The sequence below is a fragment of the Bacillus sp. GBSW19 genome (assembly GCF_002998655.1).
Taxonomy (GTDB): Bacteria; Bacillota; Bacilli; order Bacillales; family Bacillaceae; genus Bacillus.
Window position 1 is genome coordinate 98,657 of record NZ_PVRF01000002.1, and the last position, 17,620, is coordinate 116,276.

15 protein-coding genes are annotated in these 17,620 nt (G+C 42.3%); 1 reads left to right on the forward strand and 14 read right to left on the reverse strand.

Translation table 11 applies throughout. The features are described 5' to 3' along the window. Nucleotides 1-32: 32 nt before the first annotated feature. The 9 genes from C6344_RS10315 to C6344_RS10355 form a co-directional block, all read right to left on the reverse strand. Nucleotides 33-1,259, reverse strand: coding sequence for an EAL and HDOD domain-containing protein (locus tag C6344_RS10315; RefSeq protein WP_106072124.1), 1,227 nt, complete (start codon nucleotides 1,257-1,259; stop codon nucleotides 33-35). Nucleotides 1,260-1,397: 138 nt separating this feature from the next. Beyond that, nucleotides 1,398-2,867, reverse strand: a complete 1,470-nt coding sequence (locus tag C6344_RS10320) for a nicotinate phosphoribosyltransferase (RefSeq protein ID WP_106072925.1) — start codon at nucleotides 2,865-2,867, stop codon at nucleotides 1,398-1,400. A 17-nt stretch (nucleotides 2,868-2,884) separates the two neighbouring features. Further along, nucleotides 2,885-3,436 carry a cysteine hydrolase family protein gene (locus C6344_RS10325; protein ID WP_060597218.1) on the reverse strand — a complete coding sequence of 184 codons (552 nt, stop codon included), beginning with the start codon at nucleotides 3,434-3,436 and terminating at the stop codon, nucleotides 2,885-2,887. Nucleotides 3,437-3,496: 60 nt separating this feature from the next. After that, entirely contained in the window at nucleotides 3,497-3,904 is a 408-nt protein-coding gene (locus tag C6344_RS10330; protein ID WP_060597219.1) for a YueI family protein, read from the reverse strand. A gap of 27 nt (nucleotides 3,905-3,931) precedes the next feature. Next, a complete protein-coding gene (locus C6344_RS10335) occupies nucleotides 3,932-4,180 on the reverse strand; it encodes a YueH family protein (RefSeq protein ID WP_034660684.1) in 249 nt (82 codons plus the stop codon). Between the two features lie 96 nt (nucleotides 4,181-4,276). Further along, nucleotides 4,277-4,498, reverse strand: a complete 222-nt coding sequence (locus C6344_RS10340) for a spore germination protein (protein ID WP_106072926.1) — start codon at nucleotides 4,496-4,498, stop codon at nucleotides 4,277-4,279. A gap of 99 nt (nucleotides 4,499-4,597) precedes the next feature. After that, nucleotides 4,598-4,819 (reverse strand): spore germination protein, encoded by a 222-nt coding sequence (locus C6344_RS10345; protein WP_034659837.1) that lies wholly within the window; start codon nucleotides 4,817-4,819, stop codon nucleotides 4,598-4,600. A 66-nt stretch (nucleotides 4,820-4,885) separates the two neighbouring features. Continuing rightward, a complete protein-coding gene (locus C6344_RS10350; protein ID WP_034659839.1) occupies nucleotides 4,886-5,989 on the reverse strand; it encodes an AI-2E family transporter in 1,104 nt (367 codons plus the stop codon). A 185-nt stretch (nucleotides 5,990-6,174) separates the two neighbouring features. Beyond that, entirely contained in the window at nucleotides 6,175-6,411 is a 237-nt protein-coding gene (locus tag C6344_RS10355) for a YuzF family protein (RefSeq protein ID WP_003213721.1), read from the reverse strand. A 182-nt stretch (nucleotides 6,412-6,593) separates the two neighbouring features. On the opposite strand from C6344_RS10355, the gene C6344_RS10360 reads away from it, so the two are divergent. Further along, nucleotides 6,594-8,078: an esterase/lipase family protein gene (locus C6344_RS10360; RefSeq protein WP_060597221.1), complete on the forward strand. Its 1,485-nt coding sequence runs from the start codon at nucleotides 6,594-6,596 to the stop codon at nucleotides 8,076-8,078. Here the strand turns inward: C6344_RS10360 and C6344_RS10365 are convergent. From C6344_RS10365 to essC, 5 genes are all read right to left on the reverse strand, one after another. Next, on the reverse strand, nucleotides 8,075-8,608 hold the full coding sequence (locus C6344_RS10365; RefSeq protein WP_060597222.1) for an HD domain-containing protein: 534 nt from the start codon (nucleotides 8,606-8,608) through the stop codon (nucleotides 8,075-8,077). The two genes, C6344_RS10360 and C6344_RS10365, sit on opposite strands and share 4 nt — an antisense overlap. A 299-nt stretch (nucleotides 8,609-8,907) precedes the next feature. Then, nucleotides 8,908-9,651, reverse strand: coding sequence for a (S)-benzoin forming benzil reductase (locus tag C6344_RS10370; RefSeq protein ID WP_034660685.1), 744 nt, complete (start codon nucleotides 9,649-9,651; stop codon nucleotides 8,908-8,910). Nucleotides 9,652-9,749: 98 nt separating this feature from the next. Further along, on the reverse strand, nucleotides 9,750-10,235 hold the full coding sequence (gene essA, locus C6344_RS10375) for a type VII secretion protein EssA (protein WP_034659843.1): 486 nt from the start codon (nucleotides 10,233-10,235) through the stop codon (nucleotides 9,750-9,752). After that, nucleotides 10,225-13,122 carry a type VII secretion protein EsaA gene (esaA, locus tag C6344_RS10380; RefSeq protein WP_106072927.1) on the reverse strand — a complete coding sequence of 966 codons (2,898 nt, stop codon included), beginning with the start codon at nucleotides 13,120-13,122 and terminating at the stop codon, nucleotides 10,225-10,227. Before esaA ends, essA begins: the two co-directional genes overlap by 11 nt. Further along, entirely contained in the window at nucleotides 13,119-17,594 is a 4,476-nt protein-coding gene (gene essC, locus C6344_RS10385; RefSeq protein ID WP_106072928.1) for a type VII secretion protein EssC, read from the reverse strand. Before essC ends, esaA begins: the two co-directional genes overlap by 4 nt. Nucleotides 17,595-17,620 lie beyond the last annotated feature (26 nt).

Consider the following 17,620-nt stretch of genomic DNA (forward strand, 5'->3'; position numbering starts at 1 on the left):
AAAAAAAGCCGCTCTGACGTGAGCGGCTTTTCTTAAGATTCAAACATTTTATGACACCATTCAATGGCTTCTATATAACAGCCGTAGGCTTCTTGCTTCGGGAGTTCCCCATTTAACATCTCATCATCCCATTCATTTCGTTCAATTCGTTTGGCTACATCTAGCACAAATGAATAATCATTTTCATAGCCAAGCAGTGCCTCGCCAACTTCATCAGAAAGCGGCAGCTCTTTCACAAGTTCTGTAATATCTGCCCTGACAAGCGTATCAATGAGAGAAAACATACCTGTCAGCATATAAGAGGCTGGGTGCTCTCGTTCAGTACGACTCGCAATCAGTTCACACGTTTTCGCCCGAATGAATGACATTTTGATAATTTCTTTTTGGCTTGAGTTAGCTTGGACATTCAGTTCTTTAAATGAAAGAATAAAGATCCAGCGCCGAATTTCATTAAACCCAAGCAGGATAATCGCCTGCCGGATACTTTTGATTTGATAAAGACGTCTCATGCCGCCTGAATTCAGCATTTTTAATAATTGATATGACAGCGAAAGGTCACTTTCAATAAAATGGGTCACGACCTGGATATTCGGCTGTTCCTTGCTCAGCTCATTTAAGAGCTGGTGGTACGCATGGAAGCTGGTCGATAATGCTCGTCCTGATATGACACGAGGCTCGCTAAAGAAATACCCTTGAAACAAATGGAAGCCGGCTTCTAGCGCTTCTTCATACTCTCTTCGCGTTTCCACCTTTTCTGCAAGGAAGCGAAGTCGATATTTTTTATACGTATGTAGAATATTTCTTCGTTCTTCCGAATTGGTCTTCAAAAAGTCAATTTTTAAAATATCAATGCAATAGAGGAGTTCGTCAAGCAACTTGTCACTAAAATGTGTTCCGCTTAGAAAAAAGTCATCAAGTGCAATCGTATATCCCCATTTTTTTAACTGCTTACATCTCATAATAAGTGCCGGGGTAATCGGTACATTTTCTAATATCTCGATCACAAGCTGATGCGGATCAAAATAGGTGAGCAGATCAGACGAAAGTAAGCTTTCGGTGAAATTAATGTAGCATCGTTTGCCTTCTGTCAATGTTTCGATACCTATATTTAAAAAGCTATTTATAATGAGGTCCGTTGTCGCTTGGTCACCGTCTTCAGCGCTATATGTATTGGTTTCACTATCTCTATAAAGCAGCTCATATGATACGACTTGTTCTTTTCTGTTAAAAATAGGCTGTCTCGCAACAAACACCCTCAACTGCTCCAATCCTCCTTTATGCAATGACAAACAAGATGTGCTTTCAGTATACCAAATGATTGTGCTTATGGTTCACTTTGAATCGGTCAAAAAATAAAAAAAGAGATCACCCGGCTTGATGATCTCCTTTTCTTCCAATTAGCTTTCATAAAGCTCTTTTTTAATTTTATTTTTCACGTCATGGATAAACTGCATCTTGTTATCCCAGCATTTTTGACTCAAATCGACTGGGTATTCTTCTGGTTTGCTGATTCGTTTATATTCCTCCCAGAAAAGTCCGAGGCTATCCTGCACATAAGCTTGAATCGTTTGAATATCCGGATTGTCATATACAAGTTTTCCTTGTTCGAAAATAGGGACATGAAGATCCTTAGCCACAAAGTTTGTGACAAATTTGCTGATAAATGTATGCACAGGGTGGAACATTTTCAGTTTATCCTCACTATGAACATCTTCCTCTTCAAGGGCAATGTAGTCACCCTCAGAATGATGATTCAATTGATTGATGATGCGGTACACACGTTTACGTCCTGGTGTTGTCACTTTTTCTGGGTTGGATGAAATTTTGATGGTATCATTCATTTTGCCGTTTTCTTCAATGGACACAAGCTTATACACTGCACCGAGGGCTGGCTGATCAAATGCTGTGATCAGCTTTGTCCCAACACCCCACACATCAATTTTGGCACCCTGTGCTTTTAAATTCATGATGGTATGTTCATCAAGATCGCTCGATGCAATGACTTTTGCATCATGGAATCCTGCATCATCCAGCATCGTTCTAGCTTTTTTAGACAAGTATGCAAGGTCACCGCTATCAAGTCTGACACCAATAAAGTTGATTTTGTCTCCGAATTCTTTCGCTACCTTAATGGCATTCGGAATACCGGATCTCACGGTATCATACGTATCGACTAAAAAGACACAGTCTGTATGGGTTTCAGCGTATTTTTTAAATGCCGTATATTCATCGCGGTATGCTTGTACAAGCGCATGGGCATGAGTTCCTGACACTGGAATGTTGAAGCGCTTCCCAGCACGAACATTACTTGTCGCCTGGAAGCCGCCGATGAGTGCCGCTCTTGCTCCCCACATCGCTGCATCCATTTCATGCGCACGTCTTGTTCCGAATTCTAGTGCTGTCTCATCTTCAATGATTCCTTTAATCCGAGCCGCCTTTGTTGCGATCAGTGTTTGGAAATTCACGATATTCAGCAAGGCTGTTTCGATTAGCTGCGCTTCTACAAGCGTTGCCTCGATGCGCATGATCGGTTCATTTGCAAAGACAATTTCGCCTTCACGCATTGAATGAAGTGTTCCTGTAAAGGACAACCCGCTTAAATAATCAATGAAATCGCTTTTATAACCGAGTTCATCTTTTAAATACGCTAGATCACTTTCGGTGAAGGAGAAGTTCGATAAATATTCAATCGCTTTCTCTAAACCAGCAAATACAGCGAAGCCATTGTCAAATGGAAGCTTTCTGAAGAAGAGTTCAAAAACTGCCTTCTTCTCATGAATGCCGTCTCTCCAATACGTTTCTGCCATGTTAATTTGATAAAGATCTGTATGTAGTGATAAACTGTCGTCAATAAACCGATGCTCCAACTTCCATTCTCCTTCCCTTACTTAACCACTTTCGCACCAAGCGACTGCTCAAAGTGAGAAAGTGCCCACTCGTGCCCCGCTTCATTAAAACTCGCTACAGCATTCTGGTGAATCACAAGTTCGAAGCCTTTATTGTACGCATCAACAGCTGTATGAAGTACACAAATATCGGTACATACGCCGGCTAAATGAAGTTCAGTGATGCCGCGTTCGCGCAGTTTCATTTCTAATTGAGTGCCTGCAAAAGCAGAGTATCTTGTTTTTTCCATATAGTAGACATGCTTTAAATGTTTTGACGTGTGAAATAGTGAACTTAGTTTGCCATAAAGTTCAATTCCCTTTGTCCCGCGAATATTATGGGGCGGAAATAACTTTGTCTCTGGATGAAAAGGGTCTTGCTCTTCATGATGATCGACTGCAAAGACGACAAAGTGTCCTTCATCAATAAACGAAGAAGTGATCTCTGTGATCTTAGGCTCAATCGCCTGTCCAGGCTTTCCGCATGTCAATTTTCCATCGTCTGCAACAAAATCAACGGTATAATCAATACAAATCAATGCTTTGCCCATCCGCATCTCTCCCATATGCTCTTTTGACTCATTATAGCCTATTCATTTCACTAGGGAAACCTATTCAACAGATTCGTGAGAAAAAGCCTTTTGAAGCAGCTCATCTTCTATATAGATGTGCTCTTGATTAACCGCATTCGGCAGCTCTATCACAAGACCAAAAGGAGAATGCGCCTCATAATGATTCACCACTTTAAAGGAACAACCAGCGGCATTAGCCATTTTCACATATTGAGAATATGAAGCATAGGACAACTCACCATTTAAAAGAACAGTGGCCTGACGGTTGGACTTTAATACTTGTTCGACCTCTTGATACGGTTTATTTCGTAATACCTGTCCCTTTGTCAGGGCGAGAAGCGCTCGTTCCCTTAATGAACCGAGAAACATTCTTCGTTCATCGGGCTTTGTTTCAGCATGTCCAAATATTCCTTGCTGCAAATAAAAGTCTACGGATTCTTCTTTCATCGCTGTTTTCACTCCTGGTTTTAAAATTTACATTTCTGTGACCCAGTGCACAATCTTTAGTGCAAGCTCACGGGCTTCGTCTGTTTCTGCTCTTTCCATTAAGGATTGCTCGAGCGTATGGATCAGCTGCTCTTTTTCGTCCTCGTACGCAATGGATATACTCCATTCAATGTCAGGTACGGCAACAAGCGTTTTATATTCTTTTTTATTTTCATGTAAATATACATTGTAGGTCTTTGGTTGCCGGCTTGTGATGTGTGCTTTTCTAATTTTCATTTGACTCTGTTCACACCTCTTTTTTCTTCTTACATCCATATCCATTGTACCATAAAAAAAGACAGCTTCTGAAAAGGAAATCCCTTTCAAAGCTGGCTACGCATTGAAGCTCTTTTGCTGACTAATAAGATTTAAATCCCAAACAAATGTGACGTTTGGACTGTTAAAAAATTGGACGAGGTCCCCTGCATTATAGATACCTGAACCACCGGCGGAGTAATCAACACTTTTTGGCGAAATGGGAAAAACACCGCCGAAATGTGCCGCCCCATTTCCGTACACACGATCTATATGAATAGGTCCAACAATCGCTGGCATTGCGCCACCACCTTTTCTATCCACATCATTTGCCCAGCTCAACAATACGTGTATCACAAATAAAAAAAGACAGCTGATATTTGATCACCAGCTGTCTTTCTATGCATTAAATGATTGAGGCTGGTCAAACAATGTGAAGTCCCAAAGCATCGTCGCATTAGGATCACTTGTAAGAGACATATAATCACCTGAATTAAAGGCTCCCGCCCCGCCAGTGGAGTGGTTTACAGCCAAAGGGGCAATGGCCAGTACATCACCGAAAGTAGCTGCACCGTTTCCTCCTAATGACTCGATATGAATAGGTCCAACGATTGCAGGCATCAGAATCTCCCCCTATCTGCTTATGTCAACCATCTTATGCAAAAAGGGAAAAGTTGTGCATCTGCCCTATACGTTTAAATGCTGTTCTTTACGAGACCGCTGACGCAGCTGAACCAATCTGACAATATTCAAGGTGATCGCTTTGAGCAGTGCATAGACAGGGACTGCAAAGATCATGCCAAGGATGCCCCCAAAGCTTCCTGCCCCAATTAACAGCAGGATAATGGTCAAAGGGTGTGTGTTAAGGCGTTTCCCAATGATCAATGGAGAAATGACATTTCCGTCAATTTGCTGAACGACAAGAATCACAATCACTGTCACCACTGCTTTTCCAGGCGAATCAAGAAAGGCAATCAGCACAGCTGGTGCCGCGCCAAGATATGGTCCAAGGTACGGGATCACATTTGTGACCGCAATGATAATACCGAGAATAAGCGCATATTTCACACCAATTAATAAGTATCCGATAAAACAAGCCACTCCAACAAATAAACAGACAACAATCTGCCCCTGTATGTAAGCCGCAAGTGTGTCGTTTAATTCTTTAAAAATCTTCAATCCTTCCTTACGGTAAGGCATTGGCAAAAATTGAACGAGCTTGTCGGGAAACTTATGTCCGTCTTTCAGCATATAAAACAAAATGAACGGAACTGTGATGACGGCTAAAGCAATATTGGCAATCACGCCAAACACCGCAGACATACTTGAAGCGATATTTTCCGGCAAATCTTTTAATGTCGAAACGATCGTCTGTTCAAATTTTGAGACAGACACATAATCTTGGTTCATCATCCAAGTAAATGTTTTAGAATGCGAAAAGTCATTGATAAACTTCTGCATGTCCGTCACATAACCAGGGAAGCTTTTGACAAGTCCACCGACCTGCGAGACAATCACCGGTCCAGCAGCATTGACGATGAACGTGATGAGTCCAATGAACAAGAGATAAATGATCAGGATAGCGAGTGTCCTAGGAATTTTCTTGGACAAAAATCGAACAATTGGATTAAAGATGAAAAAGAGAATACCCGCCAGTAAGATGGGGACAAACAGTGTTGATGCAAATAAAATAATCGGCTGAAATAAAAACGAAACCTTAGTTGATACATAGACAATGAGTAAAACAAGTAATATTTGGAATGTCCAAAAATGAACTTTAGATTTTAACAAAGATGCTCCTCCTGTTACGTATTGATCTTATTAAAAAACTACTATTCAACCCACCTTCTGTCAACTGCTTCTTGTTTTAGAACCTCATTTTTTGAAAAAAAAAGAACAATTGGTATATCATGCACTTTTTCCAGATATACATTCTATAAGCATGAAAAAAAAGCAGACATCTATGCGTCTGCTTGTTACACTCTTTCACTGTGATCAGGCATCACCGACACGATTTGCTGGATCCGCACATAAAAAACTGATTTCGCCCCCGCTTCAATCACAATATGATCCGGCATAACTTCCTTCAATTTCCCACGCACCGTATCTTTCACTGTTTGCACAATTAATCTCATACCGACCACTTTCTGCAATGTTTGATAAACATATGGATCAACTAATGAAACAAGCTGTGGACTTCCTTGTTGTGCCATCCTACCTGCCCCTTTACTTGTGTATTTACCCACAGCGTATGCATGAACCCATGTGAATGTCACTCAGGGCAAACCCACAACATTAATACCATATTTTTACAAATAGTACGTTTTTACATTTTTAAGAAGTATAATAGATTGGTGCTGCCAACAATTTAAATCATTCGAAGAGGTGAATTGTCTTGAAAAAACTCATCTGTATTGTTGCTGTCATGCTCTTTCTATCCTCTGCAAGTTATACGTATGCAGGCACAATTGGAGATCCACCTGGGACGCCGGGGAAGTGGTTTAAAGGAGAAGAGCCCGTTCAAAAAGACGAGTCAAAACCACCACTTGTTTTTGTTCATGGCATTAACAGCTCCTCCTCCACTTGGTCCGATCGAAACGATATGGCAAAGCAGGCTGTTCTGAACGGATACGAAAGCGCATTCATAGATTTGCATCCAGATCAGGACATGAAAAAGAACGGCAAACTATTAGCAGAAAAGCTCAAAGAAATCTATGATGCGTTTGGTAGAAAACTCATCGTGATTGGTCATAGTAAAGGCGGGGTCGATACACAGTCCGCACTGGTGTATTTCAAAGCACATCCCTATGTGGAAAAAGTCATTACTCTCGGCTCTCCTCATAACGGGACACCGCTTGCGGATCTAGCGTATAGCAAGGGCGGAAGCTGGCTCGCGCAAATTCTTGGACAAAAAAGCGACGCGCTTTATTCTTTGCAAACCGGTCTGATGGCGGCTTTTCGAAGTGAAACCGACCAGCTGGAGGCGTTTCCCAATAAATATGTCACCTACTCTGGCTCGGAATGGGGAACATTTGGCGGTGTGCTGTATTTAGGCGGCATGTATTTAAAGAGCTTTGGTGCAAATGATGGCGCCGTCACAGTAAACAGCACAAGACTATCGTATGCAAACAATATTTTAACAGGAAAATGGGATCATCATTCAATCAAAAACGGCACAAGTATGTTTCCTGTGTTCCAGCATCAGCTTCTGGCAAATGTCGCAAGCGCTGAAAATGAAAATAAAGAGGAACAAGAGCCCGTTTCTGCTGAGCTGAATACAGATGTTTATGTGAAAGGTGGAGAAAGTGAAAAGGATAAAACAGAAGCGTTCTATGTAGAGGAAGGAACGAATGGCTTATCGATTCAGTGGTTAAATGAAAGGCAGGAGACGCGGCCAGAAATCATCGCCCCAAATGGAGACGTCTTAACAAACCTTAAGACATCGGAAGCATCTTTCCCATATGAAGGCGCATATTCACACCATGTGCAAATCAATAAGCCCGTTCCTGGAAAATGGACGATTCGATCGAATTCAGGCAAAAAGGCTCCTTATCTGCTGCTTGTATCCTTTGATTCACCATTAAATGAAGAAATTAAAGCAGCTGCATCGAAGTCAGGGGATGCATCGACCCATTCAAGCGGTCTGATTAAACGGTTAAGCAAATCAGTGGAAACCAATTACTTTAAAGATGCACAAAAGGACCATCCACTGAAAACAAGTACCTCATCAGCCATTCAATTGAAAAAAGAAGGTGCTTATTCCGTCACGGTGCATTACACCGGACTCACTACGTCAGGAACATCTGCGTTTAACCGTACCGTTATTCGCACGTTGTATGTCGATCAGCACGGAACGATTCATGGAGACATTCCATACTAAACAGAGCGTTTCATGGGCTGGAGTGCCTGCTGCACTTTCTGATCCAAATCGGCAATCTTTTTCATTGCCAATGATTCGTCTATTTGTCTGTAATGGTGGTGTCCGCCAGGCTCTTCATCCATTTCATCTGCTTTCTTCACAATTTGCTGGAGTGTGTCCTTATGGAGGTCGCCCTCTGGCAAATATGAATCCGTATGAAGCAGAATCGCAAGTGCAATATCTTTGGCTGCTTTTGGTTCCTCCCCGAGCCGTATGAGCAGTTTGTGTGCCCGCTCTGCACCTTTAATGGCATGAATATCATTTCTTCTATATGTCTCGTAATCCCATTCTCCGCCGGCTGTATACCATTCATAGTGGCCGATATCATGCAAGAGTGCTGCTTTCACAGCCAGATCTGGGTTAATTCCCGCCTGCATCGCCAGCTTGAATGCGTGATAAGCACAAGCAATCGCATGGGCTTTTCCTGAACGATTTAAATACTTTTGAGCAACTGGATGGGTGTAAACATCCATTAATGTAACCTTTCTCATGGAAACCCCTCCTTATCTATATTTTTAGCATCCTAACATATTCTGAAAAGAAACTCAAATGTTCTGTTATATTTTCTATGAGTCTCAAGATTAGCTTATGTCAAATCAGCTGGTTTTGCTTGTACAAGACGAAAAAAGCAGTCGTGATAACTGCTTTTTTCGTCTTGTACAGCGTGATATGAAAACCCTTGAAGTCTAGGAAGGCCGAGTACTGGCGCGGAGCGAATTTGAGATTCGTGAGCACCGGCACGCAGGACAGACACCGAATGCGAGGGTTTGTCTTCACGCTGCTACAGTCGTTATGACTGCTTTTTCACATACTCACGTGCATCGTATACGCATCCGCCAGCTGGATCATCCGCTAAAAGATCGAGCAAAATACCTGCGACTTCATCTGGACTCTTCAGCGTGCCTGTTTCATATAATTGCTGAAAACGGTCAATTTGTTCGAAGTCCTGTTTTGATGACTTCCGAATCTCCCCCTGCATATCTGTATCAATGGTGCCAGGGGAAAATGAAAACGTGTTGATTGGATACGCCTCGTCCTGCTGTTCCTCATGCAAAGTCCTCATAAACATATCAAGTCCTGCCTTTGAGCTGCAATACGCACTCCAGCCTTTATAAGGGTTTTTCGCCGCTCCAGAAGAAAGGTGAACGATCGTTTTCTTTCCGCTATATGATTGAGTCTGCTTGGTAAAAACATGGCTCAGCAAAACAGGGATGACAAGATTCAACGTATAATGCTGATGAAGCGTATCCTGTCCGCCTTGCCCCACACGTTTGATAGGTGTCACCATGCCTGCATTATTGACGAATAAGATGTCATCAGCAGCTGCCAGTGTTTGCGGCGTGAGACTATCTTGAAGCCATTTGGCTGCTGCTTTCTCATCTGTCAGGTCGACCTGTGTATGTGTGAGCTCCGGATGGTAAATCGGCGATGCACTTCTTGCTGCCGTATACACATGGTCCCCGCGTGAAAGCAGCCGGTTCACAAGTGCTAGACCAAATCCTTTTGATCCGCCTGTAACGATTGAAATTCGAATGACAATCTCCTCCCTTGATAACACTATTTTACGTAGTGGAACGGTATGACATCAAGCAATCTGCATAAGAAAAGCCTGCCTCTTTTCAAAGAGACAGGCTATTTCTTTTCAGCCTTCACATTCACCTTAGGAATCAGAATGAACATCACGACAATGCCAAAGACGATTAAGAAACCAAAGATGATGGGAAGCAGTGCTGATGTCTGCTTCTTGTGATCATCGCCAGAAGGTGCTGATACAGCGGCATCACGAAAAGAGATATTCATCTCTTCCATCATGTGAGCTGATGTTTTGGGCGGGTTCTCTTTTAGATCACTGAAAAGCTGCGGAGAAAGAGACCCTCCCGGAGTTTTAGGCGGTTCAGCAAAATGAATGTCTGTTTTGACTGTTGATGTCTTTTTGCTTTGTTCGTATTTCGTTTGATCCCTCAATATACTTGAGTTAATATTGAGTTCTTTTTCCTGATATTCATTCGGCTTGACATTTGTATCCGTATCTTCACCAGCAGCGAAAGCAGCAGGAATGAGGAGAAAAAGGGACATGACACCAAGTGCCACCCCTTTCACGAACAGATTAAGCCTCATGAGTCACATCACGTTCCTCCGTTTTATCTTTCCATAGCTTTGTCACAAGCGGGATGGCCATGAAGAGGACAGTTAAAATCACTAATCCTATAACACCCATTCCAAAGTGATCTCCATTTCCATATTGGATGGATAGGTACACGTCTGTCACTGGATTTGTGAAATAGAAATTCGGCATCACCAAATCAATTAATGGTGCGACAAAGAAGAAAATAAGCGCCGTTGCTGCCATCCATCCGGCAATAGAGCCGAAAAGGAACGCCGTGCGAATAAAGGCGGAACAAGCCACTAATAGTAAAATCGTGAAAATGGACCACTGAATCGCTTGATCATCTGCAAGCTTGTAAATGTTCAGTCCAAACAAGCTGATCATGAGTCCGACTAATAGATTTAAGATGCCAAACAGTGCACCTTTAACCAGCATCGGAGCTGCCGCATAATACGAGCTGAAAAAGCCAATTAACAAACTACTGATCATCACAATGACCAAAATGACCACTGGCGGTACCGTCTGCGTTTTTTCTTCCGGCACATCACCGCTAATTTTCAGCGGATTGGCTAAGTGGTTATACACATAGTTGCTGTTGCCTTGATCACTCAATGTGTTTCCTAAAATACCTTTCAAATCTTGCTGAACAAGCTTCGTAGAGTTGACATTCTTGCTCCAGTTTTCATTCAACGTATCCGCTTTTTCTTGAACTGTTGTCACACTCTCTTCAATGTTATTCGTATAATCCGCCACCCCTTTTTGGCGGTCGGTTAACGAACTCATATTTTCAGAAAGACGAAGCACTTCCTGACCAATTGAATCCTGTGCACTGACAACAATTGAACTGCCTGCAAGGTCTGCCGTATACACTGCATCTCCTTGATCAGCCATTTGCTCCGCAACATTGTCCGCACTTTCAGAGATTGTATTTAATTCCTGTTCCATGCTTGCCTGCTGAGTCGAAATGTATTCTGCATAGCCATCTGAAAACTTCTGCATCTCATCAATAAAAGTAGACACATCATCGTTTGACGTCAGCATCTGGTTTTTGAGCGTATCCCAGTTTTCTGTTTCCTCTTTTTTGATGGAGAGGATGGACTGGATTTTCTCTTCTTTTGTGTCTAGTAGAGAAGAGTTATTAGATGGTTGATAGACATTTGCAATCATCAGCTCTAGCTGGGAGAGTTGATTGGAATAGTCCATTAATTTTTTAGTTCTTGTTGAATTTGTTTCAAATTTTTTCTCAAAAAGGTTATCATTAAAGGCTTCACCAATCGGTGAGTTTCTGCGCTTCAGCTCTTTTACTTTGCTTAAAATAGAGGATTCCTGATTTTTGATTTCATTTGGAATCACATTATATCGATCTTGTAACCATAGGAACATCTTTTCAAGCTTTTCTACTTTTTTCGTAAGGCTCTCAAGCTCTTTACTCATTTGACTCACTTTATCTTTCAATTCGTCATTATGAGCGGTAGCTTTTTCTTGAATTTTCTTTTTCACTTCTTCTAAACGAGTAGAGAGTGCTTTAAGGTCATCCTGAGATGAATTCGTGCTGCCGGTATCTGGCTGAGCAGGATTTTCATCGCCTTCACCTTCTTTGCCATCTTCAGTAGAAGGCGGCGTCTCCTGTTCTCCTAATTCATCTGCAAGGTTGTTCATTTCTGTTGAAATTTGCGAGAGCTCATTTGTTTCTTCATCTAGGTTAATCCCAATCTCTTCTGGTTTTTCATTATCTTGATCTGATGGCCCGTCATCATCAGAGTCAACTGGACGCTCAGGCTCATCCATCAACTCTTGCCGTTTAGCCAATAGCTTCGTTTGCAAGGCTGATATCTTATTTCGATAGTCTTTTAAGTAACGATCTTCATACTTTTTAATCAGTTCTTCTTGAGACGCCATCACAAGATCCGTTAATCCCGTTGCTTGCTTAGGAATGGCGTCCTCTCTTGACTTTTGAACAGATTGAATGGCGCTGTCAGTTGTGTTCAGCTTACTTTGTACCCCGTTGATGTCTGTTTTTAGTCCGCCCATTTGATCACTAAAGCTGCGGGCATTTTGGTTTTGAATATCAGCAAGCTGTTTGAGCCCTTGCTGGATTTGTTTTTGACTTGTCGATTGCGCTTTGATCAAGAGGTCCTTTTGTTTGTCTTGATACTGCTGGTATTGATCGACTGCTTTCACAAAGTCCTTTAACTGGTTCTTTGCTTCTTCTGTTGTACTCAAACCGTCTTTATACTGTTTCTGTGAATCGGTCATCGCATTTTTTAATTCTTCTATTTGTTTCTTCTGCTGCTGAACGGCATCTGATAATTTGTTTGAGTTCGGCTTATAGAAATTATACATTGTGTTTTGGAATTCGACTTCTTTGCCGACAATATGCTCAAACTCTTCTCTGACATTGCCGATTTCCTGTGATACAAAACTCCAGTATAACGTTGACATCTGTTCATTCATTTTCTTTTGCGCATTTTCCAGCTCTCTTTGCACTTTCTCTTTATTGACTGAATTGAGCTGATCTTGAATGGAAAATTGAATGGATGCCTTTTCAGGGTGGTCTTTATCATAGCTGAGCACATTTTTAGAGAAATCAGACGGAATATAGAGGACAGCGTCATACTTTCTGTTTTTCAGTCCATTTTCCGCCGCACTGCGATTCACTACGGTCCATGTATAATCTGGACGCTCTGATAATGCTGCCACGACATCCTGTCCGAAACGAGCGGTGTTTTCACTTTCGCTCGCTCCCATATCTTCATTGACCACAGCAATATTACGTGTGGCATTCTTTTTCTGTTTTGCCGGGTCATCTCCAATGAGGTGGAAAAATAAAACCGGCAGAACAAGAATCAATATCATGGTCGATACGATTTTGATGGAGCTTTTTTGCTGCTCTGTCATTGAACACTCTTCCTTTCTACCGCACATAAAGGAACCTGGATTTTCTTCTCTTTCCCGTTTTCAACCAAATACCCGAACCCTGGCTGAATATCTGGTTCTTGTCTTGCATATGGAAGCGGTATGATGTTTTGCTCTGATTTTTTCATGAGTAACATGGCATGACGAACTTGTTTGATTTCGTTTGTGAGTGCATCATAGCCTTTACTGAATTCGGTATGATTCCCTGATGCGATCAGGCTAAAGCCTAGGTGTGCATATGACTTCATGAAATCAGCCAATTGATCTTGAAGACGCGGATCGATCGTCTGCTGAAAACGCGTAATGCCATCAATCACAAGCACAATTTGAGGGAACGACAACTGATCGGTCTCTCCCCTGCGTACAGCTTCGACGTACATCTCTTCCCGCACCTTGAATAAACGGTCTATTTCCTCTGCCCATTCGGTAATATCATCCTTTGTTTCAAGGTAATCGATATTCTCTTCCTTTGCATAATGGGAAAGACCCCGATCAATCGAATCAAACACGGCCAGTTTCTCAGGTTTTGCTGCTAAAAGCTGATCAAGCATCAGTTTTGTCACATTTGTTTTCCCTCGCTGCGTTTGACCGATGATGAGGCAGTGTTTATTCTTTTTCAAGTCAAAGTAAACAGGTGCAACAGATTCCTCATCTAGTCCGACTGGAATGTCATACGGCTGTTTTTGTTCTTCTAAACGACTCTCTAGCTCCCAAATGGTCAGTTTATCAGGAAGCATTGGCACAGGCTTTGGTTTTTCAGCTGATTCAAAGCGATCATGAAGAAGTTGTATCTCTTCTTTCAAATGCTCAAACAGTTCGAGATCGTTCTCTCCTTCAACTGGCAGGAACATTTGTGCAAAGTAAAGCTCTTCTTTGTTGATAATGACTCGTCCTGGAATCGGCTCTAAGCTGAATTTCGGTCTGCCAATAATCGAGTACGCCTCTCCTTGATCCATTAAGTAATGGACGACCTTTGTTTTCAAGTTGTTCATAAGAGATTGGCGGACTGCGTTTACCCGAGTCGCTGTAATCAAGAAGTAAATTCCTAATGATTGTCCATCACGGCTCAGCTGGATAAATTCAGATTCAAGTTCATGCATTTCGTCTTTGACAATGTCAAAGTTGTCGATCACGATGAAAATGAACGGGAGCTTTTTCTCATTTAAGGCGTTGTACATTTTGATATGACTCATTTCTTGTTGCCTGAATAACCGCTTGCGGTATTCAACCTCTTCCCGCAAACGCGTCATTGACTTTTGAATCTTTCTCATTTGATCCATTAAGAAATAATCCGCCGTATGCGGCAGCTTGGCTAACGGAAGCAATGTCCCGTTTCCGAAGTCATAAATATACGCATGCCATTCTTCAGGTGAATATCTCTCCGCAAAGCTCATGAGCAGTGTTGTGGCAGCAAGTGATTTGCCGTAGCCGGAGGAACCGAAGATGCCAATGTTCCCATCTTCCATCATTTGATAAGAAAGTGGATGCTGGCTTTGCTGATCTGGCTCATCGACAAGCGCAAAATGGAAGACATGCTCTTCACTCGACGCATAACGTGATTTTGGAATCCGTTCTTCAAGCGGTGGAAGCCATGGACTTGGGAGCTTCTCAATCCCAAGCTCCTGCTGCATACGTTCAATTTCATCCACAACAGCAGAAATCTCCGATACTGTCTCTTTCTTCACTGCCGGCTCTGTGCTTACCCCTGATAACGGAATGAGTCCAGTATCTGTCACAATGGCAATGTCATCTTCTGATCCGTAGCCATCTTCCATATAAGGCGCACCGCTCCAAGCTGATTGGAACAATTCATAAATTTCATTGTTCCCCACTTGTAAGTAGCCGCGGCCTGTAACGGTAATGGACGCCGCATCACTATTTTTCAAAATTTCCTTACTGTCTGACGCATCTTGTACTTTTAGTGCCACCTTAAAGCGGGAGTTACTCCAAATTTGATCATCGATGACTCCGCCTGGCTTTTGTGTAGCCAAAATGAGATGGACCCCGAGGCTTCGGCCGATACGTGCAGCACTGACAAGCTCCCTGATAAAGTCCGGCTCTTCACTTTTTAATTCAGCAAACTCATCAGAGATTAAGAATAAATGAGGCATTGCCTGTTCAGCCTTTTTCTCCTTATAGAGCTTCGTATAATCATTGATGTGATTCACATGATATTGATCAAACAACCGTTGTCTTTTCTTCAATTCACTTTTAATTGAGGCAAGCGCTCTTTCACTAAAGTTTTTGCTGCCTTCAATATTGGTGATGGTGCCAAGTAAATGAGGAATATTTCGGAACGGCTGCGCCATTCCGCCTCCTTTATAGTCAATCAGCAGGAAAGCGACTTCATGTGGATGAAAGTGTACAGCGAGCGATAAAATGTACGTCTGTAAAAATTCACTTTTCCCTGATCCTGTTGTTCCCGCCAACAGGCCGTGCGGACCGTGTGCTTTTTCATGCAGATTCAGATCCACAATGTCATTTTTCCCTTTATAACCGATTGGCACAGATAGTGATTTGGCCGTTTCCGATGTGAGCCATTTTTCACGAATGCCAATGTCGTCTACCTGTTTGGCATGAAAAAGATCAAGGAAGGAGACCGTTTCAGGAATCGAGTTGGTCATTCCAACTTGATGATCTAATGTTCTCAGCGTTCTGGCAAACAGCTCATTGTCCCCGCGCTCATGTGTATCAAGCTGAAATGGAATTCGGACGGCTTTCTTGTGCTGAATGAGAATATCTCCTTCTTCTTCGTTAATATAACGGACAAGCGTCGAGATATTTTCAGCTAAGCTTTCCTTTGTTTCAGCAGCAAAGATAATTGAGATGCCAAGGTCAGTCCGGCTGCCTTCTAAATATTCTAAAATCACATGTTCAGCAATAAGCTCGTGATTTGTCACGATAAACACAAAGTGAGGCGTAAAGATTTTTTTCTCTTTTTCTTCTTCTAAATCACGCTCACGTAAAATTTCATAAATCGAGGACAACAGCTGATCGCGTGTTTGTTCGTTGTAAATAAACCCTTTGCCGTATGTATGAGGCAGCTGGAAATGCGGAAGCCATTTCATCCATTCCCAATTCTCATACTCCTGCTCATGAAAAATAAAGACAAATCTCAAATCGTGATAGCTGTGCGAGAAAGCAAGCTGTCCGACAAGTTGATGAAGCTCCTTTTTCACAATGGCTGGCTTTCCAATCAAGCCTGTTGGGCCATCTGCAAGACCAAATGTAATGGGTACATCCTTCACTTCACGATAGACCTGTTGCATGTGCTGCGTTTGTTCCATTAAGTCATCCATGTCACGATTGGCCATATCGCCACCGCTCATCGATAATTCATAGCTTGATGGGACTGCACCCGTCCCAAGACGCAGCTGCAAGAAATCGTCACTCACAAGTGTTTTTTCCCAAATCCGGCCGCTAATTTCTGACGTTAAGTACTTCATTTGTTCAAATGACGGATAATGATACGTCAAAATATATTGCTGGCGGTCGTAGAGCTCTTGCAGCTCTTTTCGTTTATTTTCTAAGTATAGAGAATAGACTCGCTGCCGTTTCTCTTCCCGTCTTTTGCGTTGTGATTTCTCTTTAAAGTATTGAACGGACGATGTGATTAAGGTCATGATAAACATCGCCATCGACACGACAATAAAGATCCCGCGCGGCTGGACAAGAGCGACAATTCCCATCACAAGGAGCATCACAAGCGGCGGAAGGACAACAAGCCAAAGCCCTCTGCTGTTATTTTCACTCTCCTGCGAAGGAAAGCTAAAGGATACCCGGTCATCTGGCAGGTCATAAATTAAACGAGGTGTTCGTCTATATAAAGGATATTTTTGTTTTGTTTCTGTGCTTGGTGCTTTTGTTTTTTCCAAACGTGTTTGAAATGGTTCATATGCAGTCACCTGCAATAAATCATCATCTTTCAATGTCACCGTTAGAAAGTTCCAGAACAGTTCATCTCCAGTATAAACCTTCTCTGGACCATGGATTTTTTTCCCGTTCACATAAATCGTCTCGTCCTGAGGCATGACATACCAAGTTCCTTCGATTTTCTCCAAAGTAAACTGGCTCGCATCTTGAAACATGGAATGCGCTTGTTCTTTCCACACATCAATACCATCTTTTTCCTCACGTGAAAAAGACAGCTCGACTCTATTTCCTAGGTAATAAATGTGTTGGTCATGATGTGCTTCCATTAACATAAGTGTAAGTGATCCAAGTTTATATGGTTCATGTAGAAGTAATGTGCCTTTCTTCCCTTCACCCTGATAAATGGAAAAGCCATCATTCGGTTCATCGGGAGATAAACGGATGACCCCTTCATCAAACGAAAGTGTAGGGATTGTCACCGTATGCTCTATTTCAGGTCCAATCACAGCTTCTCGATTGAACTGCTCGTCTAAACGGACGGTTTGATAATCCTCCTCATAAAAAACCCAAAGAAGACTCAAACGCTCCACCTCCTCATGGGACAGCA